Source organism: Sphingosinithalassobacter sp. LHW66-3 (assembly GCF_050703275.1).
Lineage (GTDB): Bacteria > Pseudomonadota > Alphaproteobacteria > Sphingomonadales > Sphingomonadaceae > Sphingomonas.
In genome coordinates, this window is record NZ_CP193482.1 from 1,427,106 (window position 1) to 1,445,316 (window position 18,211).

The window sequence follows — 18,211 nt, forward strand, 5'->3', positions numbered from 1 at the left end:
CCGCTTACACCTGTGTCAATGAATACTCCCGAGCAGGCGTGGCGCGCGGCATATCGGCATCCCGGTCCCTGGGACGCCGAATTCCCTCCCCTTTCGATGGTCGATCTTTTCGAGGAAAGCGCGCAACGCTGCGGCCCTCGCCCGCTGATCGATTTCATGGGGCGCAAGTTCAGCTATGCCGAGACGCTCGACGGCGCGAATCGCGTCGCCTGCGGGCTGAAGGCACTGGGCTACGGACGCGGCGACCGGATCGGGCTCTTCCTGCCCAATGTGCCGCATTATGCCGCCGCCTATTACGGGATCCTCAAGCTGGGTGCAGTGGCGGTCAATTTCTCGCCGCTCTACACGGTCGACGAACTCTCCGAACAGGTCGCCGATTCGGGTACCCGGCTGCTGTTCACCATCTCCGCCTCCGCGCTGCTGCCGACTGCGCTCGAGGTGCTCGACAAGAGCGGCCTCGAACGGCTGGTGGTGGGATCGGTGGCGGGCGCCCTGCCGCCCGCAAAGTCGCTGTTCTACCGGCTGTTCCGCGGCAGCGAGGTTGCCAAGCGGCCCGACGATCCGCGCGTTTCCGCCTTTTCGGCGCTGATCGACAATGACGGCGGCTGCGAACGCCCCGAGCTCGATCCCGAGAAGGACGTCGCGCTGATCCAATATACCGGCGGCACCACCGGCACGCCCAAGGGCGCGATGCTCACGCACCAGAATCTGTCGGCCAACGCCCGCCAGGTCGCCCGACTCGATCCCGAGCTGGGGCAGAGCACCGACCGCATCCTCGGCGTGCTGCCGCTGTTCCACGTCTTCGCCAACACCTGTGTGCTCAACCGCACGGTGGCCACCGGCGGCGAGATCGTGATGCTGCCGCGCTTCAACGCCGAACAGGCGCTGACCGCGATCGACCGGACGAAGCCGACGGCGCTCCCCGGCGTGCCGACCATGTATCAGGCGCTGCTCGATCATCCCAAGATCGCGCGCACCGATTTTTCGGCACTGCGCTATTGCGTCTCCGGCGGCGCGCCATTGCCCCAGGAGCTGAAGCAGCGCTGGGAAGCGGCGACGGGATCGACGCTGATCGAAGGCTATGGTCTGTCGGAAAGCTCGGGCGTGGTCTCGAGCAATCCCTATGCCGGTCACAACAAACCCGGCACGATCGGCCAGCCGATCCAGGCGACCAGCGTGGCACTGGTCGACAAGGGCGATCCGCACAAGCCGGCGCCGGACGGCGAACCGGGCGAGATCGTGATCCACGGGCCGCAGATCATGAAGGGCTATTGGAATCGGCCCGAAGCCGACGCCGGGGTGTTCGTCGACACTCCGGACGGGCGGCGCTGGCTGCGCACCGGCGACGTCGGCGCCATCGACGAAGACGGTTTCATCCGCGTGGTCGACCGGCTGAAGGACATGATCGCCGTCGGCGGCTTCAAGGTCTTCCCGAGCCAGATCGAACACATCCTCTACGGCCACCCCGCCGTGAAGGAGGCGCTCGTGATCGGACTGCCCGACACGTATCTGGGCGAGCACCCCCGCGCCTATGTGACGATGATCGAAGGAGCATCCGCGACCGACACCGAGCTGACGGAATGGCTCAACGCCAAGGTGGGCAAGCACGAGCGAGTCGACCGGGTGGTGATCCGCCAGGAGCTGCCAAAGACGATGATCGGCAAATTGAGCCGCAAGGATCTGATCGCCGAAGTGATGGCCGAGGCGGACGGCACGGGGCGCTGAACTTGCAGCGCTGTATTGCGTGTGTAATACAGCTGGCATGCGAAGACTGCTCCTCCTGTCGGCGGCGCTGGCGCTCGCCGCCCCTGCCCTGCCTGCCACGGCGCAGACCGCCCCGAGCGCAATCAGCTATGTGGAGGCCGAGCTCCTCCCGGACGGCGAGATCGTCACGCGCACGAACGCGCGCGGCCGCGCCGATGCACGCTACGAAGCGGGTTCGATTTCCAAATTTGCCTGCACGCTCGCGGCGCTCGATCTTCAGCGCGCGGGCAGGCTGCGCCTTACCGACACCCTGGCGACGCTGCTTCCCGACTATAGCGGTGCGCACGCCGACCGGATCACACTGGAGCAACTGCTGCAGAACCGCAGCGGCATCGCCGACGGGCTGATGGCGGCCGTGCGCGCCGATCCGGCAGCAACGCTCGCGCTCGACCTCACGCCGATGGAGGCGGTCAATCGCTTCGGCACCCGCTACACCGAAGACGCGCCGGGCACCGCCTTCGACTATGCCATCCTCAACTGGACATTCGTCCAGGCGATCCTCGAGCGCGCGAGCGGACAGTCGATCCACGACGTGCTGCGAGAGCGGGTGTACGAGCCCGCCGGCATGGCGGGCAGCACCAGCTTCACCGGCACGCTTCCGGGCCCCGATCCGGTGCGCCCGCTGGGACAGACGCTGCCGATCCCGCCCTATCTCGTCTGCGCAGGCGGCACCGCCGCGACTCCCGCCGACCTCATCCGCCTACTGCGCCATCCCTATACGCCCGGCTATCCCGAAGCGGACCGCCGCGCGCTGGAGGCGGTGGCCAGCCCGGAAAGCCGCTATGGCCTCGGCGGCCGCACGCGCAGCGTTACCGTGGATGGCGTGATGCACCAGCTCAGCTGGAAGAGCGGCAGCAACGGCGCGTTCAAGTCGCGCGCGGTCTATGATCCGGTCACCGACACCGGCTATGCGATCATGACCAACGAGGATGCGGTCGATCTAGTCGAGCAGCGCCGGTCCGACTGGGTGCGCGAGCGGCTGGGAGTGACGCTCGACTGAGCCAGCGCGGCTCAGTCGCCGCCCGCCTGTCCGCCGCCGTACATCACGCTCTTCAGGTTCATGAACTCGTGCAGCCCCCAGGGCCCCAGCTCGCGGCCGTGGCCAGAGCGCTTCACACCGCCGAACGGTGCTTCGGGCGTCGAGGCAAGCATCGCGTTCACTGCCGTCATTCCCGCTTCGATGTCGCGCACGAAACGCTCGATTTCGGCCTCGTCCTGCGTGAACACGCTCGATCCAAGGCCATAGGGCACGTCGTTGGCGATCCCGATCGCATCGTCGATGTCGGTCGCCCGGAACACCATCGCCACGGGGCCGAACACTTCCTCCTGCGCCGTTTCGCGGTCGCGCGGTACGTCGGTCAGCACGCCAGGTGTCATCCATGCTCCCTCGCGGTCGATCTTCTCCGCTCCGAACAGCAATGTCGCGCCGGCTTCCTTCGCGCGGGCGACCTGCTCCAGCACGGCGTCGCGCTGCCCGATGCTGGAGAGCGGCCCCAACTCGGTATTCTCGTCCATCGGATCGCCGATCCTCACGGCCTTCATTCCCTCCGCGAACCGATCGAGGAATTCGTCATAGACGTCGCTGTGCACGATCATCCGCTTGGCGCAGATGCACGACTGGCCCGCGTTCTGGACGCGCGCCTTCACTGCGTTCTTCACCGCGGCATCCATGTCGGCCGAGGGCATCACGATCAGCGGATCCGACCCGCCGAGTTCGAGCACCACCTTCTTGAGCGCGCGGCCCGCCGCCTCGGCTACCTTCGCGCCTGCGCCCTCGCTGCCCGTCAGCGTGGCCGCCACCACCCGATCGTCAGCGATGATATCGGACACCTTGTCGGACTTGATGGGCAGGTTCTGGAACACGCCGTCGGGCGCGCCCGCGGTACTCACCATCTGCTGGATCAGCGCTGCGCATCCCTGCGTGATCGAGGCGTGTTTCAGCAGCCCGACATTGCCCGCCAGGATCGTGGGCGCCAGGAAGCGCACCACCTGCCAATAGGGGAAGTTCCACGGCATGATGGCGAGCACCGGCCCCTGCGGCAGCCACCGCGCCATCGCCTTGCCGCTCGCCGTCTCGATCTTCACCGGCTCCAGATGCGCGGGGCCCTGCTCGGCATAATAGCGAAAGCCGGCGACGCATTTCTCGACCTCGGCGATCGCCTGCGCGATCGGCTTGCCCATTTCGGCAGTGCAGGTTTCGGCGAGGTGGCGCTTGTTCGCCTCGAACCGGTCGGCGATTGCGATCAGCAGTTCGGTGCGCCGCGCGATGTCGCTGTCGCGCCACGAGCGGAATGCGGTCTGCGCCCGCTCCAAGGCGAAGTTGACGCTCTCGTCGTCGATTTCGGGTATCGCCTCGCGCTGCTCGCCGGTGGCGGGATTGATGCTGGTGAACATGGCCGCTCCTTTTGCTCGCTCCGACAACCCGCCGGTCCATCGGGAGTTGCAATCGCGCCATCGCCTGCCGCATAGCGCGGCCATGGCAGAGGATACGGATATCGCCGAGCTTTCGTTCGAAGCGGCGTTGAAAGAGCTGGAGCGGATCGTCGCGCGGCTCGAAAGCGGCGAGGCGCAGCTTCAGGAAGCGATCGACCTCTATGAGCGCGGCGACCGGCTGCGCCGCCAGTGCGCCGCGCGGCTCGACGCGGCGCAGGCGCGGATCGAAGCCATTCGCGTCGATGCCGAAGGGCGGCCGACCGGCGCCGCTCCGTTCGACGCCGGCTGATCCGCCCGTGACGCACGCCTCGCTCGCGCTGTCCGCGGCGCTTCGCGAAGTCTCGGCGGAGATCGATCGGCGGTTCGATCTTCTCCTGCCGGTCCCCTCCGATCCGCGCGAGGATCTGTATCGGGCGATGCGCCACGCCGCGATCGGCGGCGGCAAGCGACTGCGGCCGCTGCTCGTGTTCGCCACTGCCCGACTCTTCGGTGTCGATCACGATCCCATGGGCCGCGTCGCAACGGCGATCGAATGTATCCACGTCTATTCGCTGGTGCACGATGATCTGCCGGCGATGGACGACGACGATCTGCGGCGGGGCAAGCCGACCGTTCACAAGGCCTATGGCGAAGCGGCTGCGATCCTGGCGGGCGACTGCCTCCACGCGCTCGCCTTCGAAATCCTTGCCCATGAGGAAACTCATCCCGATCCCTTCGTCCGTGCCGAGCTGATCGGCGAACTCGCGCGCGCATCCGGTGCCGGGGGCATGGCAGGCGGGCAGATGATGGACCTGGTGGCGGAGCACAAGAGCTTCGATCTGCCGACGGTGACACGGCTCCAGGCGATGAAGACCGGCGCGCTGATCGCTTGCGCAGTCGAGGCGGGCGCGATCCTGGGCCGGCTGGCGCCGGAGGGCCGCACCGGCCTGCGCGGCTATGCGCACGACCTGGGCCTCGCCTTTCAGATCGCCGACGACATTCTCGACGCGACCGGCGATGAGGAAAAGGCGGGCAAGCGGCTGCGCAAGGACGGCGCAGCGGGCAAGGAGACGTTCCTCACGCTGCTCGGGCTCGATCGCGCGCGCGAACAGGCGCGGATGCTGGTCGACCAGGCAGTCGAGCATCTGCGCGGCTATGGCGCAGAGGCCGACCTTCTGCGCGATATCGCCCGTTTCGTGCTCGAGCGGGACCGGTGATCGCGACCGGTCGCTACGGCAGCCGGAATGCGCGCGACTTGTTTTTCGCGTTCAACCGCTGAAGGGTGTCGCGCGCAGGCGACAACAGAGGGGCCGCGAAGATCATGACCACCCGCACCGGTGTCTATCCCGGCACCTTCGATCCGATCACGCTCGGCCACATGGACATCATCCGGCGCGGCGCGAAGCTGGTCGACCGGCTGGTGATCGGCGTGACCACCAATCCTTCGAAGAATCCGATGTTCGCGGTCGAGGAACGGATGGCGATGGTGAAGCGCGAGGTTTCGTCGCTGGAAGGCGAGATCCACGTCGTCAGCTTCGATTCGCTGCTGATGGACTTCGCCGAGCGCGAGGGCGCGAGCGTGATCGTGCGCGGGCTGCGCGCCGTCGCCGATTTCGAATATGAGTATCAGATGGCTGGCATGAATCAGCAGATCAATCCGCGGATCGAGACGGTCTTCCTGATGGCGGACGTGTCGCTCCAGCCGATCGCCAGCCGGTTGGTGAAGGAGATCGCCCTGTTCGGCGGGGCGATTCACAAGTTCGTGACACCGGCGGTCGAAGCGGAAGTGGTGGCGCGGGTCGAGAAGATCGGCCGCAAGGGCTCCGGCTGAGGCACAGGTTCGGAAGGGCTTTGCCCGGGGCGCCGAATTGCCTAAATGGTAGACGATCCCTGTCTAGATCGGAAATGACTTGATGCGTTTCGTTGCCGCGCTCTTCGCCTTCCTGGGCATGTTCGCCGTTGTGCCTGCCGCTGCGCAGGTGATTCCCACCAGTCGGCCGGCACCGCCCGCCACAACCGATCTCGAGAATCTCTGGCTGCTCGATCTTTCGAGCGGTGGACGCGTGACTATCTGGCTGCGCCCGGACGTCGCGCCCAAGATGGTTGAGCGCGTGAAGACGCTGACGCGCGACGGCTTCTACGACGGCCTCACCTTCCATCGCGTGATCGAAGGCTTCATGGCACAGAGCGGCGACCCGCTGGGCACCGGAGCGGGCGAATCGGAGCTCCCGGACGTCGAGGCGGAGTTCAACTATCTTCCGCATGTGCGCGGCGCCGTATCCGCAGCGCGCGAAAGCGCACCGCCGGACGCAGACGAGGCAACCGAAACCGCGGCGAACAACAGCGCCAACAGCCAGTTCTTCATCACCTTCGTGCCGCGCCTGTCGCTCGACCAGAAATACACGGTGTTCGGCCGCGTCATCGACGGCATGGAGCATGTCGACGCGATCACGCGCGGCGAGCCGCCGGCGAACCCCACGCGCATCCTCCATGCCTATATCGCCGCCGACAATCCGCCGCCGTATCAGGCGCCGACGCGCGTGCTTTCCGAAGGCGAGGAAGAGATCACGCTGCCGCCGAGCTGAGGAAGCGACGGGCGATCTCCGCCCGCGCCGGAACCCACCCCATTCCCCGGCCGGACGAGAATTGTGAACGTCGACCTTTTCGATTTCGAACTCCCGCCCGAGCGGATCGCGCTGCGTCCCGCCAGCCCGCGCGATCACGCGCGCATGCTGGTGCTCGACGGGGACGCCACGCGCGACCTGCACGTCCATGACCTGCCGAGCCAACTGCGCCCCGGCGACCTGCTCGTCTTCAATGACACGCGCGTCCTCCCCGCACAGCTCGAAGGCAGGCGCGGCGAGGCGAAGATCGGCGCGACACTGCACAAGCGCGAGGGGCCGCGACGCTGGCGTGCGTTCATCCGCAACGCCAAGCGGCTGCGTGAAGGCGACGCCATCGACTTCGGCCACGGCGTGGCTGCCGTTGCCGGCGCACGCGGCCACGACGGCAGCTTCGCGCTCGATTTCGCGGGCGGCGAGCCCGTCGAGCTGCTGCTCGAGCGCGCCGGCACCATGCCGCTGCCGCCGTACATCGCCAGCAAGCGCGGCACCGATGCACGCGACGCCGAAGACTATCAGACGATGTTCGCGCGGGAGGCTGGCGCCGTGGCCGCTCCCACCGCCGCACTGCATTTCACGCCCGGACTGATGACGGCGCTGGAGCAGGCGGGGATCGGCCATGCCACGCTGACGCTTCACGTGGGTGCGGGCACTTTCCTGCCGGTCAAGGCCGAGGACACCGACCAGCATCGCATGCATGCCGAATGGGGCCGCATCGACCGGGCCACGGCCGATCGGCTGAACGCCGTACGCGCGAGCGGCGGACGCGTGATCGCGGTCGGAACGACCAGCCTGCGGCTGATCGAAAGCGCCGCCGACGAAGGCGGCACGATCCATGCATTCGAAGGCGACACCGCGATTTTCATCACCCCGGGCTACCGGTTTCGCGGCGTCGACGGGCTGATGACCAACTTCCACCTGCCGCGCTCGACGCTGTTCATGCTGGTATCGGCGCTGATGGGGCTGGAGCGGATGCAGGCGGCCTATGCACACGCCGTTGCGGCCGACTATCGCTTCTATTCCTACGGCGACGCGAGCCTGTTGCTGCCGGAGCGCTAGTATCACCCGCCCGCGCGCCGCTATGAAGCGGCCAATGGGCGCGAATCACGACCATCATCATCACGCCCCTCCGCGCGACTTCGGCCGCGCCTTCGCGATCGGCACGGTGCTCAACCTGGCTTTCGTCGGCGTCGAGGGAGCGGCAGGGATCGTCACCGGCTCGATGGCCCTGCTGGCCGATGCGGGCCATAACCTGTCCGACGTGCTGGGGCTGCTGATCGCCTGGGGCGGTGCCGAGCTCGCGAAGCGGCCGCCGTCGAAGCGGTTCACCTATGGGCTGCGCAGTTCCTCGATCCTCGCCGCCCTCGCGAACGCCATCCTGCTGCTGGTCGCGGTCGGCGCCATTGCGCTGGAGGCGAGCCAGCGCTTCGCCGATCCGCCGCCGGTGCCCGGAGCGACTGTGATGCTCGTCGCCGGCATCGGGATTCTCGTGAACACCGCCACCGCGCTGCTCTTCGTCAGCGGGCGCAAGGGCGATGTGAACGTACGGGGCGCCTTTCTCCACATGGCGGCGGACGCCGCCGTGTCGGCGGGCGTCGTGATCGGCGGGGCACTGATCCTCTTCACCGGGGCGCTGTGGATCGATCCGCTCGCGAGCCTGCTCATCGTCGCGGTGATCCTCTGGAGCACCTGGGGACTTCTCAAGGAATCGCTCACGATGGCGCTGCAGGCCGTGCCGAGGAACATCGATGCCGATGCCGTCGCGGATGCGCTGCTCGCGCTGCCGGGAGTGGCGCGGCTCCACGATCTTCACATCTGGCCGATGAGCACCACCGAAGCCGCATTGACCGCACATCTCGTCATGCCCGAAGGGCATCCGGGCGACGCATTCCTCGCCGACCTCCAGCACCGGCTGGCGCATGACTTCGGGATCGACCATACCACCGTGCAGATAGAATTGGGTAACGGAGCGGAGTGCAGGATGCATGGAAGAGGGTGCGGCGATGCCTAGCGCCGCAATGCCGAAGCCAGCCCCGGAACTAGCGCCGCCCGCATCTGAGACGGCGGAACAGTCCCCGATCAGGCTCGTCATCTTCGATTTCGACGGCACCCTGTCCGACAGCGGCGAGTGGTTTCTCTCGGTCGTCGATCAGCTCGCCGCGCGGTTCCGCTTTCGCACTGTCGTCGACGGCGAAGTCGAGATGCTGCGGCACAAGAGCACGCGCGAAGTGATCCAGTATCTCGGCATTCCCAACTGGAAGCTGCCGTTCATCGCGCGCTACATCCGCAAGCTCGTCTATCGCCGCCACGGAGAAATCCACTTGTTTCCGGGCGTCGGCGACTTGCTCGACCGACTAGCGGCGACCGGCGTGCAGCTCGCGCTGGTCACGTCCAACTCCGAAGCGAACGCTCGCGCCATCCTGGGACCGGAGAATGCCGCGAAGTTCGACATCTGGGCATGTGGTTCGTCGCTGTACGGCAAGGCGCCCAAGTTTCGGCGCGTGCTGAAACGGGCGCGCGTGAGCCCGGCCGAGGCGCTGGCGATCGGCGACGAGACGCGCGACGTGGATGCCGCGCGCGAAGTCGGGATGCGCGCGGGATCGGTGCTGTGGGGCTATGCGAGCGAAGAGGCGCTGGCCGGTGCCGCGCCGAATGCGCTGTTCCGGCAGATCGACGAGATCGCAGAGTTTGTGGCGCGTCACCAGTAAGCTGCGCGGCGGCCGGGATTCAGCCGCCGCCGATCCCTTCGATCACCTTGCCGCTGCCGTCGCACTGCGGGCAGGTGCCGCCGTCGATCATGCCTGATCCGCCACAGCGGGGGCAGATATTCTCGCCGGTACCCGGGGTGCCGGCCGCCGCCTCGTCGCCCGGACTGGTTTCGGATGTCATCGCCCTTCTCCTTTCAAATAGGGAACGAGCGGCCTCCGGGGGAGGTCCGTAGGGCGGGGCGCTTCAGGACATGAGCTCGTTCCGGCGCTCGTCCACGATCGCACGCGCAGCCTCTTCGGGAATGCCAATCCCGCTCAACAGATCGAGCGAGAGGCGCAGGCTGGCCTCGGTGGTCTCCGGGACCGCGCCGGTCGCGCCGCATGCGATCAGCCGGCGGGCATGTTCGGCATCGCGCGCGCGCGCGAAGACCGGCACCGCGGGCCAGGCGCGGTGGACGGCACGCACCACATGCTCGGACGCGCCGTGCTGACCCATGGTGGTGGCAAAGGCCAGCGCACTGTGGATGCCGAGGCGATCGAGCACATCGGGCCGGCTCGCATCCCCGAAATACAGCGGAACGCCGCGCCTTCGATGCTCCGCGACCAGCTCGGGATCGAGATCGAGCGCAACATAGGGAATCCGGCTTTCCTCGAGCGTTCGGGCGAGCATCTGGCCGACTCGACCAAAGCCGCCGATCACCACGCGTTCCTGAGCGTCCTCCGCGGCTAGCGGCGCGTCGGCGCCCTTCGCCCTCCTGGCCAGCGCCGCGCCCGTCCAGCGTGCCAGCGCCGCAAGGCCGGGCGTGAGAAACATGGTGACGACCACGACGAGGAGCATGAACTGGCCAAGCTCGCGCTCCATCACGCCCACCGCCAGCGCCGCAGTGATCGCGACGGCCGCAAATTCGCCGCCTTCGCCCAGCAGGATCGCGGCTTCGGCGGCGACCGGCGTGGAAAGCCCGAAGGCTCGACCGAGCGGATAAAGGATCAGCGCCTTTAGCACGATCAGCCCGAGCGCAGAGACCAGCACCAGCCCCAGCTGGGACCAGACTGCGAGCGGATCGAGGCTCATGCCGACCGAAACGAAGAACAGCGCGAGCAGCAGGCCCTTGAACGGCTCGATATCGCTGTTGATCTGGTGGCGATATTCGGTCCCGGAGAAGATCAGCCCAGCAAGAAAGGCGCCGAGCGCCATCGAAAGGCCCGCGGCGGCCGTGAGCATCGCCGTACCGAGAATGAGCAGCAGTACCGCCGCCATGAACTGTTCACGGCTTTTCGAGGCGCTCGCGATACGCAGCAGCGGCCGGACCACCAGCCTTCCAATGACGAGAATGGCCGCGATGATCAGAATGGCGCTGCCGATCGCCTGCAGACCCGACAGGAGCACGGGGCCCTCGCTCCCCGCTCCCAGGATGCCCACGAGGAACAGGATCGGCACGATGGCGAGGTCCTGGAACAGCAACACACCGAATGCAGCGCGACCGGCGGCCGTCGACAGGCGGAGCTGCTGCGAGAGAAGCTGAACGACGATCGCAGTCGAAGACAGCGCGAGGCACAGGCCAAGCACCACGGAAGCCCCCGGCGCATTGCCAAAGGCATAGGCGATCAGGCCGATCGCTACCGCGCTGATCCCGACTTGCGCAGCGCCGAGCCCGAACACGAGGCGGCGCATCGCCCAGAGCTGGGCCACCGAAAGCTCGAGGCCGATCATAAACAGCAGAAAGACGACGCCGAGCTCGCCGACCGTGGCGACACCGGCCGGGTCGTCGATCACGAGCAGCTCGAGCGCCGGCCAGCTGTCCGTCAGCCGTCCGAGCCCGTACGGACCGATCAGCAGGCCGACGCACAGAAAACCCAGCACCGGGCTGATCCTGGCGCGCTGCGTGAGCGGCATTACCAGCCCCGCTGCCACGAGAAAGAGAATGATCTCCTTCAGGAGCGGGAAATCAGCGTGCATGACCTGTCGGAGCGCTGCCGCCTCGCAACGGAGTCCGCCCCGTCACTTGCTGCCGCGTACCATGAGCACGTCGCACGCGGCGGCGTTCAGCATCTCGCTGGCGCGGCTGCCGATCGTCGCATGCGCGAAACCGCTGCGGCCATGCGTTCCGAGCACGAGCAGGTCGAATCGGCCCTCCTTCAGCATGCTGCCAAGTCGGCCCTGGAGATCGCCGAGATCGACGATGTGCGACACCCGTTCCCTGGCGCCATCGGACAGATGCGCCGATTCGAGGAACCGTTTCATGTCGCGATCCGCCTGCTGCTGAATCTCCGCCTGCGTCGAATCCTTGTCCAGAAAGGCTTCATAGGCGGAGTGGCAGTTGTGCCAGACGGTGATCGCCGCATCCGGGAACAGGCCGGCCGCCGTCTCGAGGGCATGTCTCGAACATTCCGAGAAGTCGGTGGCGACCAGAAGCTTCCGATACGGCACCTGCGCCCTCTGTTTCACAACCAGCACGGGAACCGGCGAGTGACGGACGAGATGGTCCACCGCGGTGCCGAGTACATAATCGAGGATGCTGTTGAAGCGCGCCGCGCCGGTGACGATCAGTATCGGCTCGCGCGCTGCCGCGACCTCCAGGATCTCGTGCTGGACCCGTCCGCGGCGGATCTGGATCTCGACCCTTCCGGCCACCTGACCGATCACCGATTCGAGCGCCTCGCGGGCATGCTCCTCGATCTTCGCATCGCCGCCCTCGCCCTCGACGACGTGCACGAGCAGGACCGAGGCCGACAGCTGCTCGGCAGCCAGGAACGCCCGATCGGTCGGTCGATCCGAGCGCGCGGTGAGATCAGAAGCCAGCAGGATCGTGTTGGGGTGAGTCATCGGATTCGCTCTCCTTTGCGTTCAGTGCGACAGCAGGACCGGCAGCGTGGGCGCCGCGATCAGGCTGCGGGTGGCGCCGCCGAGAATGAACTCGCGCATCCGCGAGTGGCCGAAGGCACCGGCAACCAGCAGGTCGGCGCCGACCTGAGCGGCATGGTCCAACAGCGCCGCGCCGGCATTCTTGCCCTTCGCCGCGATCTCCACGCACTCGGCCGCGATCTCGTGGCGCGCGAGATGTTCGCGGACCGAATCGAGCCCCGGACCGTGTCCGAGCGGCTTTTCGCCTCCGACCGCCACGATCCGGACCTCGCGCGCCGCGCGGCACAGCGGGATCGCGTCGGCGAGCGCGCGCGCCGCCGCCCGTCCGCCGTCCCAACCGAGGATCACTCGGTCCCAGGGCTGCGCACGGGCGCTCTCGGGAAGGAGGAGCACCGGCCGGCCGGATCCGAACACCAGCCCCTCGGCAAGCGATTCCTGTTCCGGATCGCCGTGCACCGGCAGCACCAGCAGATCGAACAGCCGGCCGCGTGCGGCGACCTGCGCCGCGGCGGCGCGGGAAATGCAGTCGACCAGCATCTGTTCGCCCCGGACCGTCTCGGGCACCTGCGCGACAAACGCTTCGGCAAGCCGCAGCGCATGTTCGCGGCTCAAGTCATTCTCGCGCGCGATCACCTCGTTGGCGCCGACCAGCCGATCAGCGAGGAAGTTGGACACGCGCGGGATGTGCACCTGACACAGCGCTACCGAGATGCGCGCATCGAAGCGCTCGGCAAGACGAACCACGGGATCGAACACCCAGTCAGGGGTCGGCGATGGATAGCTCGCAAGCTGCAGAAGAATATCGCGAATCACGGTCGGTTTCCTCAAGGACAGCTTCGCCGTCCTGCCGCGCGCTTCCGATCCGCAATGTCCCTTACGCGAGTGGCAGGCTTGCCTCGGCCTCCACCCCCCCCCTACGCTGCCGGCAGGCTTGCCTCGCCGGCCCCGGCCAGTAAGGACTGCCGAGTGACCCATCCCCGTTTCGAGTTCACCATCCGCGCTACCGACGGCAAGGCGCGGCTCGGCACCATCGCGATGCGCCGCGGCGAAATCCGCACGCCCGCCTTCATGCCCGTCGGTACCGCGGCGACCGTGAAGGCGATGAAGCCGCAGGACGTGCGCGCGTCCGGCGCCGACATCCTGCTTGGCAACACCTATCACCTGATGCTCCGCCCCGGCGCCGAGCGCGTCGATCGGCTCGGCGGGCTGCACGGCTTCATGGGCTGGGATCGGCCGATCCTCACCGACAGCGGCGGCTATCAGGTGATGAGCCTCGCCGATCTCACCAAGCGCAGCGAAGACGGCATCGTCTTCAAGTCGCACCTCGACGGCTCGAAGCATCTGCTCAGTCCCGAGCGGTCGATGGAGATTCAGCGACTGCTTGGTTCCGACATCGTGATGGCCTTCGACGAGCTGGTCCCGACCACCGCGACGCGCGAGGTGCAGGCGGCCGCAATGGAGCGTTCGATGCGCTGGGCGAAGCGTTCGCGTGCGGGTTTCGATTCGGGCGGCGCCCATGCCGATCGCGCCGCGCTGTTCGGCATTCAGCAAGGCGCTCTCGACGAAGGACTGCGCAAGGCAAGCGCCGAAGCGCTGAAGGACGTCGGCTTCGACGGCTATGCCGTGGGCGGGCTCGCAGTGGGCGAAGGCCAGGAGGCGATGTTCGGCGTGCTCGATTATGCGCCAGGGCAGCTCGACTCCGAAAAGCCCCGCTACTTGATGGGGGTGGGCAAGCCCGACGACATCGTCGGTGCTGTCGAGCGCGGAATCGACATGTTCGACTGTGTGCTTCCCACGCGCTCGGGCCGCACCGGCCAGGCATTCACCCGCACCGGCCCGATCAACATCCGCAACGCGCGCTTCGCGGAAGATCAGGGGCCGCTCGACCCCGCCTGCGCCTGTCCGGTGTGCGGCACGTGGAGCCGCGCCTATCTCCACCACCTCGTCCGGGCGGGCGAGATCCTCGGCGCGATGCTGATGACCGAACACAATCTCTATTTCTATCAGCAGCTCATGGCGGACCTTCGCGCGGCGATCGGCGAATCCCGGCTGAGCGCCTTCGCGCGGGACTTCCGCACGCGCTATTCCGGCGAATGACGCGCCAGAAATTACCTTAACCATCAAGCGTTTCGGCGCGGGACACGCCGAAATCGGCAGGCGCGGCGCGGCGCGTGTTGCGCTATTCGGGCGCCATGGCGAGTGGAACCCAGGCACGGCCGTTTTGGCGGCGGTTCACGCGGATGCAGGCGCGCGGCGTCGGCGCGGCCGTGCTCGTGTCGCTCGTCGGGGCTGGGTTTTCGGCGCAGGCGCTCGGCCCCGCCGAACCGATCCGCGCCGAAGCACCGCCCGCGCCAGCCGGCTATGAAGCCGACGATCATTTCCCCGGTGCCGCCTACTTCTTCGTCGTGGACGATGAAACGGCCTCGGCGGGCACGACGGGCACTGCGCCGCTGCCCGACCTGCCTGTGCCTGCGGACGCAGTGATCGACGCCTCGATTTATCCGGCGGCGCCCTTTGCCTCCCGCGGGAGCGGGACGGACAAGGCACGCGCGGTCCAATGCCTCACCACCGCCATTTACTATGAAGCGGCCAACGAGCCGGACGCCGGGCAGCGCGCGGTGGCGCAGGTGGTGCTCAATCGCGTGCGCCATCCCGCCTTCCCCGCCACGGTGTGCGGAGTCGTGTTCCAGGGTTCCGATCGGCCGGTCTGTCAGTTCAGCTTCGCCTGCGATGGATCGATGACGCGCCGCCCGTCATCGACCGCATGGCAGCGGGCCGAGCGCGTGGCGAAGGCAGCGCTTTCGGGCAGCGTCTTCGCGCCCGTCGGCCTGGCGACGCATTACCACACCCATGCAGTGACGCCTTCGTGGAACCGCAGCCTGGTGATGACCGGCGTGTTCGGAGCGCATTTCTTCCATCGCTGGAAAGGCTATTGGGGCACTCCCGCAGCGTTCCGCGACCGGTACCGCGGCGGTGAGCCTGCGCCGGGCCCGTCGCGATCTGCCGCGCAGGTTCAGGCGTCGCCGGCCGCCGCACCGGAAGCGGCCGTGCCTGCGGTCCGCCCGTCCCCGCCGTCGGACACTGCAATCCAGCCGCGCCATCGACAGACCAGTACGCTGCTTGCCGAGACGGACGTGCCCGAACTCCCGCAATCGACCATCCTGCCGAAATGGGAAGGGACCGGACAGCCGCTCCGCTAGCCCTGCCGCGAGAGAAGGGGCCCCGCCGCTTCCCGGCGAGGCCCCATCTCCTGCTTGCCGACCCTATCAGCGGCGGCCGCCGCGATGCTCATAGCTGCGGTAGTCGGTCGCCCCGCGATCCTGGCCGCGCACCTGGCGGTCGTTCCGTTCGATGCGGATCTGACGCGACAGGGCATCGAAACGACGGTCAAGATCGCGGCGCTCGGCCATGGTCAGCCCGGGGCGGCTGCGACGATATTGCGCCTCGATCCGTTCGAGCGCTCGGAACTGCTGGCGAAGGCGCACCGCCTCCTGCCGAGTCACCGATCCGTTGCGGACGCCCATATCGATCCGGCGATCGAGATTTGCCTGGCGCTGGTTGATGTTCTGCCACTGCTGTGGCGCGGGCGCAGCGATGGCGGCTGCGGGAATCGCGGTGGCGGCCATGCCGATGCCAGCCAGAACGAATGCGATCTTCTTCATGAGAGACTCCTCTACGCTACGGGACCGCCTCGGCGGCCTGGTCTTCTTTTCGAGGATGCTTGTCGCGCGGGTGTGGCGCCAGCGCCGCTGATGTGTCGCAAGCTGTCGCGCCGCGGTTCGCGCGGTTCAGCTTCGCGGCTGAAGAAGCTCGCGGAGAACGTGTTTGCGATGCAAACCAGTTCGTCTATGGTGCCGGCATGGCACGCTTCGATATCGACGATCTGGACGAGATCATTCACGGCCGTCTGCGGCTCGGCATCATGGCCTATCTGATCGACGCCGAGGCCGCCGACTTCACCGAGTTGAAGACGCTGTTGAACGCCACCCAGGGCAATCTCTCGATCCATCTGCGCAAGCTGGAGGACGCCGGCTATATCGCGATCGAGAAGCGCATCATCGATCGCAAGTCGCTGACTCGCGCCCGTCTGACGGACGCCGGGCGCCAGGCATTCGCCGTCTATCTTCAGGCGCTGAGCAAGCTGCTCGCGCCCGGGGGCTAGGCTGCTTGCAGCAGCCGTTCGGCCTGGGCGCGCGCTTCGTCCGTGATTTCGGCGCCCGAGAGCATACGAGCGATCTCCTCGCGGCGGTCCGCCTCGTCGAGCGGCGTGACGTCGGTGCGCGTGACGGTGCCGTCATGGCTCTTGGCGATCAGCAGGTGGCGGCGTCCGCGCGCGGCGACCTGCGGGCTATGGGTCACGACCAGCAGCTGCGTGCGCGCCGCCAACCGCGCCAGCCGCTCGCCGATCGCGCTCGCGACGGCGCCGCCGACACCGCGATCGATCTCGTCGAAGATCATCGTGCCCGCCGCGCCTTCTTCCGCCAGCGCGACCTTGAGCGCGAGGATGAAGCGCGAGAGCTCGCCTCCGCTCGCGATCTTGATCAGCGGCGCGAAGGGAGCACCGGGATTGGTGGAAATCTCGAACTCGACTCGGTCGCTGCCCGCCGGACCCCATTGCGCCTCGGGAAGCGGCTCGACCGTCGTGCGGAATCGCGCGGCGTCGAGCTTGAGCGGCGCCAGCTCCGACGCCACCGCGGCATCGAGCCGCGCCGCCGCCTCGACACGCGCGCCGGACAATGCCTCGGCCGCTTCGACATAGGCGCGGTGCGCCGCCGCCATTGCGCACTCGAGCGTCGCGATGCCTTCTCCGCCGCTCTCGACTCGCGCAAGGCGGGCCGCAAGCTCACCGGCCAAAGCGGCGAGCTCGTCGGGCTGGACGCGATGCTTGCGCGCGAGGCCGCGTAGTTCGAACAGCCGCGCCTCGTCGGCTTCGAGCGCTGCTGGATCGAACGCCAATGCTTCGGCGGCCAGATCAACCTGTTCCTGCGCCGCCGCCGCCTCGATGATCGCGCGATCGACCGCGCCGAGTGCTTCGGCGAGCGCCTCGTGATCCTCGGCGACGCGTTCGAGAATGCGCGCCGCCTGCCGCAACCGGCTGAGGCCGCCCTCCGAACCTTCGAGCAGGTCGGCGACTCCCTGGAGATCGCCGGCGATCTTTTCGCCGCGCTGCATCGCCGCGCGCCGCTCGGCGAGAATGGCCTCCTCCCCCTCCTCCGGCGCGAGCGCGTTCAGCTCGGCGACGGCATGTTCCAGCCATTCGCGATCGCGCTCGGCGAGTTCCTGTTCCTCGCGTGCAGCGGCAAGGGCATTCTCCGCCTCGCGCCAACGACGATGCGCCACCGCCACCGCGCCGGCATCGAGCCGCCCGAACGCATCGAGCAGCGCGCGATGCCCGCGCGCGTTGAGCAGCCCCCGATCGTCGTGCTGGCCATGGATTTCGACGAGGTGCTGCCCCAGTTCGCGCAGCAGCCCGGCCGAGGCGGGCTGATCGTTGATGAAGGCGCGGCTGCCGCCGTCCGCCTTTACCACGCGGCGCACGAGCAGCGGCTCGCCCGGCTCCATGTCGAGTCCGTTCTGCGCGAGCAGTTCGGCGACCGGGCCGCGTTCCGGCGGCGCTTCGAAACTGGCACTGACAACCGCCTGCGCCGCACCCTGCCGAACCAGTCCGCTGTCGCCGCGCGCACCCAGCGCCAGCCCTAGCGCGTCGAGCAGGATCGACTTTCCCGCGCCCGTCTCACCGGTGAGCACGCCCAGCCCCTCGCCGAACTCGAGGTCCAGAGCCTCGATCAGCACCACGTCACGGATGGAAAGCGCCGTCAGCATGCCTGGCCGACCTTACGCGT

19 protein-coding genes are annotated in these 18,211 nt (G+C 67.7%); 12 read left to right on the forward strand and 7 right to left on the reverse strand.

Annotation, left to right across the window (positions count from 1 at the left end):
* Window positions 1-18 precede the first annotated feature (18 nt).
* Together ACQ450_RS06860 and ACQ450_RS06865 are read left to right on the forward strand one after the other, a co-directional pair.
* On the forward strand, window positions 19-1,725 hold the full coding sequence (locus ACQ450_RS06860; RefSeq protein ID WP_431471008.1) for a long-chain-fatty-acid--CoA ligase: 1,707 nt from the start codon (window positions 19-21) through the stop codon (window positions 1,723-1,725).
* Window positions 1,726-1,762: 37 nt separating this feature from the next.
* Window positions 1,763-2,764 (forward strand): serine hydrolase domain-containing protein, encoded by a 1,002-nt coding sequence (locus tag ACQ450_RS06865; RefSeq protein WP_431471009.1) that lies wholly within the window; start codon window positions 1,763-1,765, stop codon window positions 2,762-2,764.
* Between the two features lie 11 nt (window positions 2,765-2,775).
* On the opposite strand, the gene ACQ450_RS06870 is transcribed toward ACQ450_RS06865, so the two are convergent.
* Window positions 2,776-4,158, reverse strand: a complete 1,383-nt coding sequence (locus ACQ450_RS06870) for an NAD-dependent succinate-semialdehyde dehydrogenase (RefSeq protein ID WP_431471010.1) — start codon at window positions 4,156-4,158, stop codon at window positions 2,776-2,778.
* An 82-nt stretch (window positions 4,159-4,240) separates the two neighbouring features.
* On the opposite strand from ACQ450_RS06870, the gene ACQ450_RS06875 reads away from it, so the two are divergent.
* The 7 genes from ACQ450_RS06875 (at window position 4,241) to ACQ450_RS06905 (ending at window position 9,505) form a co-directional block, all read left to right on the forward strand.
* Window positions 4,241-4,486 (forward strand): exodeoxyribonuclease VII small subunit, encoded by a 246-nt coding sequence (locus tag ACQ450_RS06875; RefSeq protein WP_188055918.1) that lies wholly within the window; start codon window positions 4,241-4,243, stop codon window positions 4,484-4,486.
* The gene (locus ACQ450_RS06880; protein WP_431471011.1) at window positions 4,440-5,393 is read left to right on the forward strand and encodes a polyprenyl synthetase family protein; all 954 of its coding nucleotides are present in this window, start codon (window positions 4,440-4,442) and stop codon (window positions 5,391-5,393) included. The genes ACQ450_RS06875 and ACQ450_RS06880 overlap by 47 nt, the downstream gene beginning before the upstream one ends.
* Before the next feature lie 104 nt (window positions 5,394-5,497).
* Window positions 5,498-6,007: a pantetheine-phosphate adenylyltransferase gene (coaD, locus tag ACQ450_RS06885; protein ID WP_188055920.1), complete on the forward strand. Its 510-nt coding sequence runs from the start codon at window positions 5,498-5,500 to the stop codon at window positions 6,005-6,007.
* 82 nt (window positions 6,008-6,089) lie between these two features.
* Window positions 6,090-6,761, forward strand: coding sequence for a peptidylprolyl isomerase (locus ACQ450_RS06890; protein ID WP_431471012.1), 672 nt, complete (start codon window positions 6,090-6,092; stop codon window positions 6,759-6,761).
* Window positions 6,762-6,824: 63 nt separating this feature from the next.
* The gene (queA, locus tag ACQ450_RS06895) at window positions 6,825-7,856 is read left to right on the forward strand and encodes a tRNA preQ1(34) S-adenosylmethionine ribosyltransferase-isomerase QueA (RefSeq protein WP_431471013.1); all 1,032 of its coding nucleotides are present in this window, start codon (window positions 6,825-6,827) and stop codon (window positions 7,854-7,856) included.
* A 34-nt stretch (window positions 7,857-7,890) separates the two neighbouring features.
* Window positions 7,891-8,808: a cation diffusion facilitator family transporter gene (locus tag ACQ450_RS06900; RefSeq protein WP_431471014.1), complete on the forward strand. Its 918-nt coding sequence runs from the start codon at window positions 7,891-7,893 to the stop codon at window positions 8,806-8,808.
* A 7-nt stretch (window positions 8,809-8,815) separates the two neighbouring features.
* Window positions 8,816-9,505 carry an HAD-IA family hydrolase gene (locus ACQ450_RS06905; protein ID WP_188055924.1) on the forward strand — a complete coding sequence of 230 codons (690 nt, stop codon included), beginning with the start codon at window positions 8,816-8,818 and terminating at the stop codon, window positions 9,503-9,505.
* Window positions 9,506-9,524: 19 nt separating this feature from the next.
* Here the strand turns inward: ACQ450_RS06905 and ACQ450_RS06910 are convergent, their stop codons facing one another.
* The 4 genes from ACQ450_RS06910 to ACQ450_RS06925 all read right to left on the reverse strand — a co-directional run bounded on the left by ACQ450_RS06910 (window position 9,525) and on the right by ACQ450_RS06925 (window position 13,181).
* The gene (locus ACQ450_RS06910) at window positions 9,525-9,686 is read right to left on the reverse strand and encodes a hypothetical protein (protein ID WP_188055925.1); all 162 of its coding nucleotides are present in this window, start codon (window positions 9,684-9,686) and stop codon (window positions 9,525-9,527) included.
* Window positions 9,687-9,749: 63 nt separating this feature from the next.
* Window positions 9,750-11,462: a cation:proton antiporter domain-containing protein gene (locus tag ACQ450_RS06915; protein WP_431471015.1), complete on the reverse strand. Its 1,713-nt coding sequence runs from the start codon at window positions 11,460-11,462 to the stop codon at window positions 9,750-9,752.
* Between the two features lie 42 nt (window positions 11,463-11,504).
* Window positions 11,505-12,329, reverse strand: a complete 825-nt coding sequence (locus ACQ450_RS06920) for a universal stress protein (RefSeq protein ID WP_431471016.1) — start codon at window positions 12,327-12,329, stop codon at window positions 11,505-11,507.
* A gap of 21 nt (window positions 12,330-12,350) precedes the next feature.
* Window positions 12,351-13,181, reverse strand: coding sequence for a universal stress protein (locus ACQ450_RS06925; RefSeq protein WP_431471017.1), 831 nt, complete (start codon window positions 13,179-13,181; stop codon window positions 12,351-12,353).
* A 153-nt stretch (window positions 13,182-13,334) separates the two neighbouring features.
* On the opposite strand from ACQ450_RS06925, the gene tgt reads away from it, so the two are divergent.
* Complete coding sequence (gene tgt, locus ACQ450_RS06930) at window positions 13,335-14,465, forward strand: tRNA guanosine(34) transglycosylase Tgt (RefSeq protein ID WP_431471018.1); 1,131 nt, start codon at window positions 13,335-13,337, stop codon at window positions 14,463-14,465.
* Between the two features lie 95 nt (window positions 14,466-14,560).
* Complete coding sequence (locus ACQ450_RS06935; RefSeq protein ID WP_431471019.1) at window positions 14,561-15,568, forward strand: cell wall hydrolase; 1,008 nt, start codon at window positions 14,561-14,563, stop codon at window positions 15,566-15,568.
* A gap of 66 nt (window positions 15,569-15,634) precedes the next feature.
* Here the strand turns inward: ACQ450_RS06935 and ACQ450_RS06940 are convergent, their stop codons facing one another.
* Window positions 15,635-16,030 (reverse strand): hypothetical protein, encoded by a 396-nt coding sequence (locus ACQ450_RS06940; RefSeq protein WP_431471020.1) that lies wholly within the window; start codon window positions 16,028-16,030, stop codon window positions 15,635-15,637.
* A 197-nt stretch (window positions 16,031-16,227) separates the two neighbouring features.
* Here ACQ450_RS06940 and ACQ450_RS06945 point away from each other — a divergent pair, with 197 nt between their 5' ends.
* Complete coding sequence (locus tag ACQ450_RS06945; RefSeq protein ID WP_431471021.1) at window positions 16,228-16,530, forward strand: winged helix-turn-helix domain-containing protein; 303 nt, start codon at window positions 16,228-16,230, stop codon at window positions 16,528-16,530.
* Here ACQ450_RS06945 and recN read toward each other — a convergent pair.
* Window positions 16,527-18,191, reverse strand: a complete 1,665-nt coding sequence (gene recN, locus ACQ450_RS06950; protein ID WP_431471022.1) for a DNA repair protein RecN — start codon at window positions 18,189-18,191, stop codon at window positions 16,527-16,529. The genes ACQ450_RS06945 and recN overlap by 4 nt on opposite strands.
* Between the last annotated feature and the right edge of the window lie 20 nt (window positions 18,192-18,211).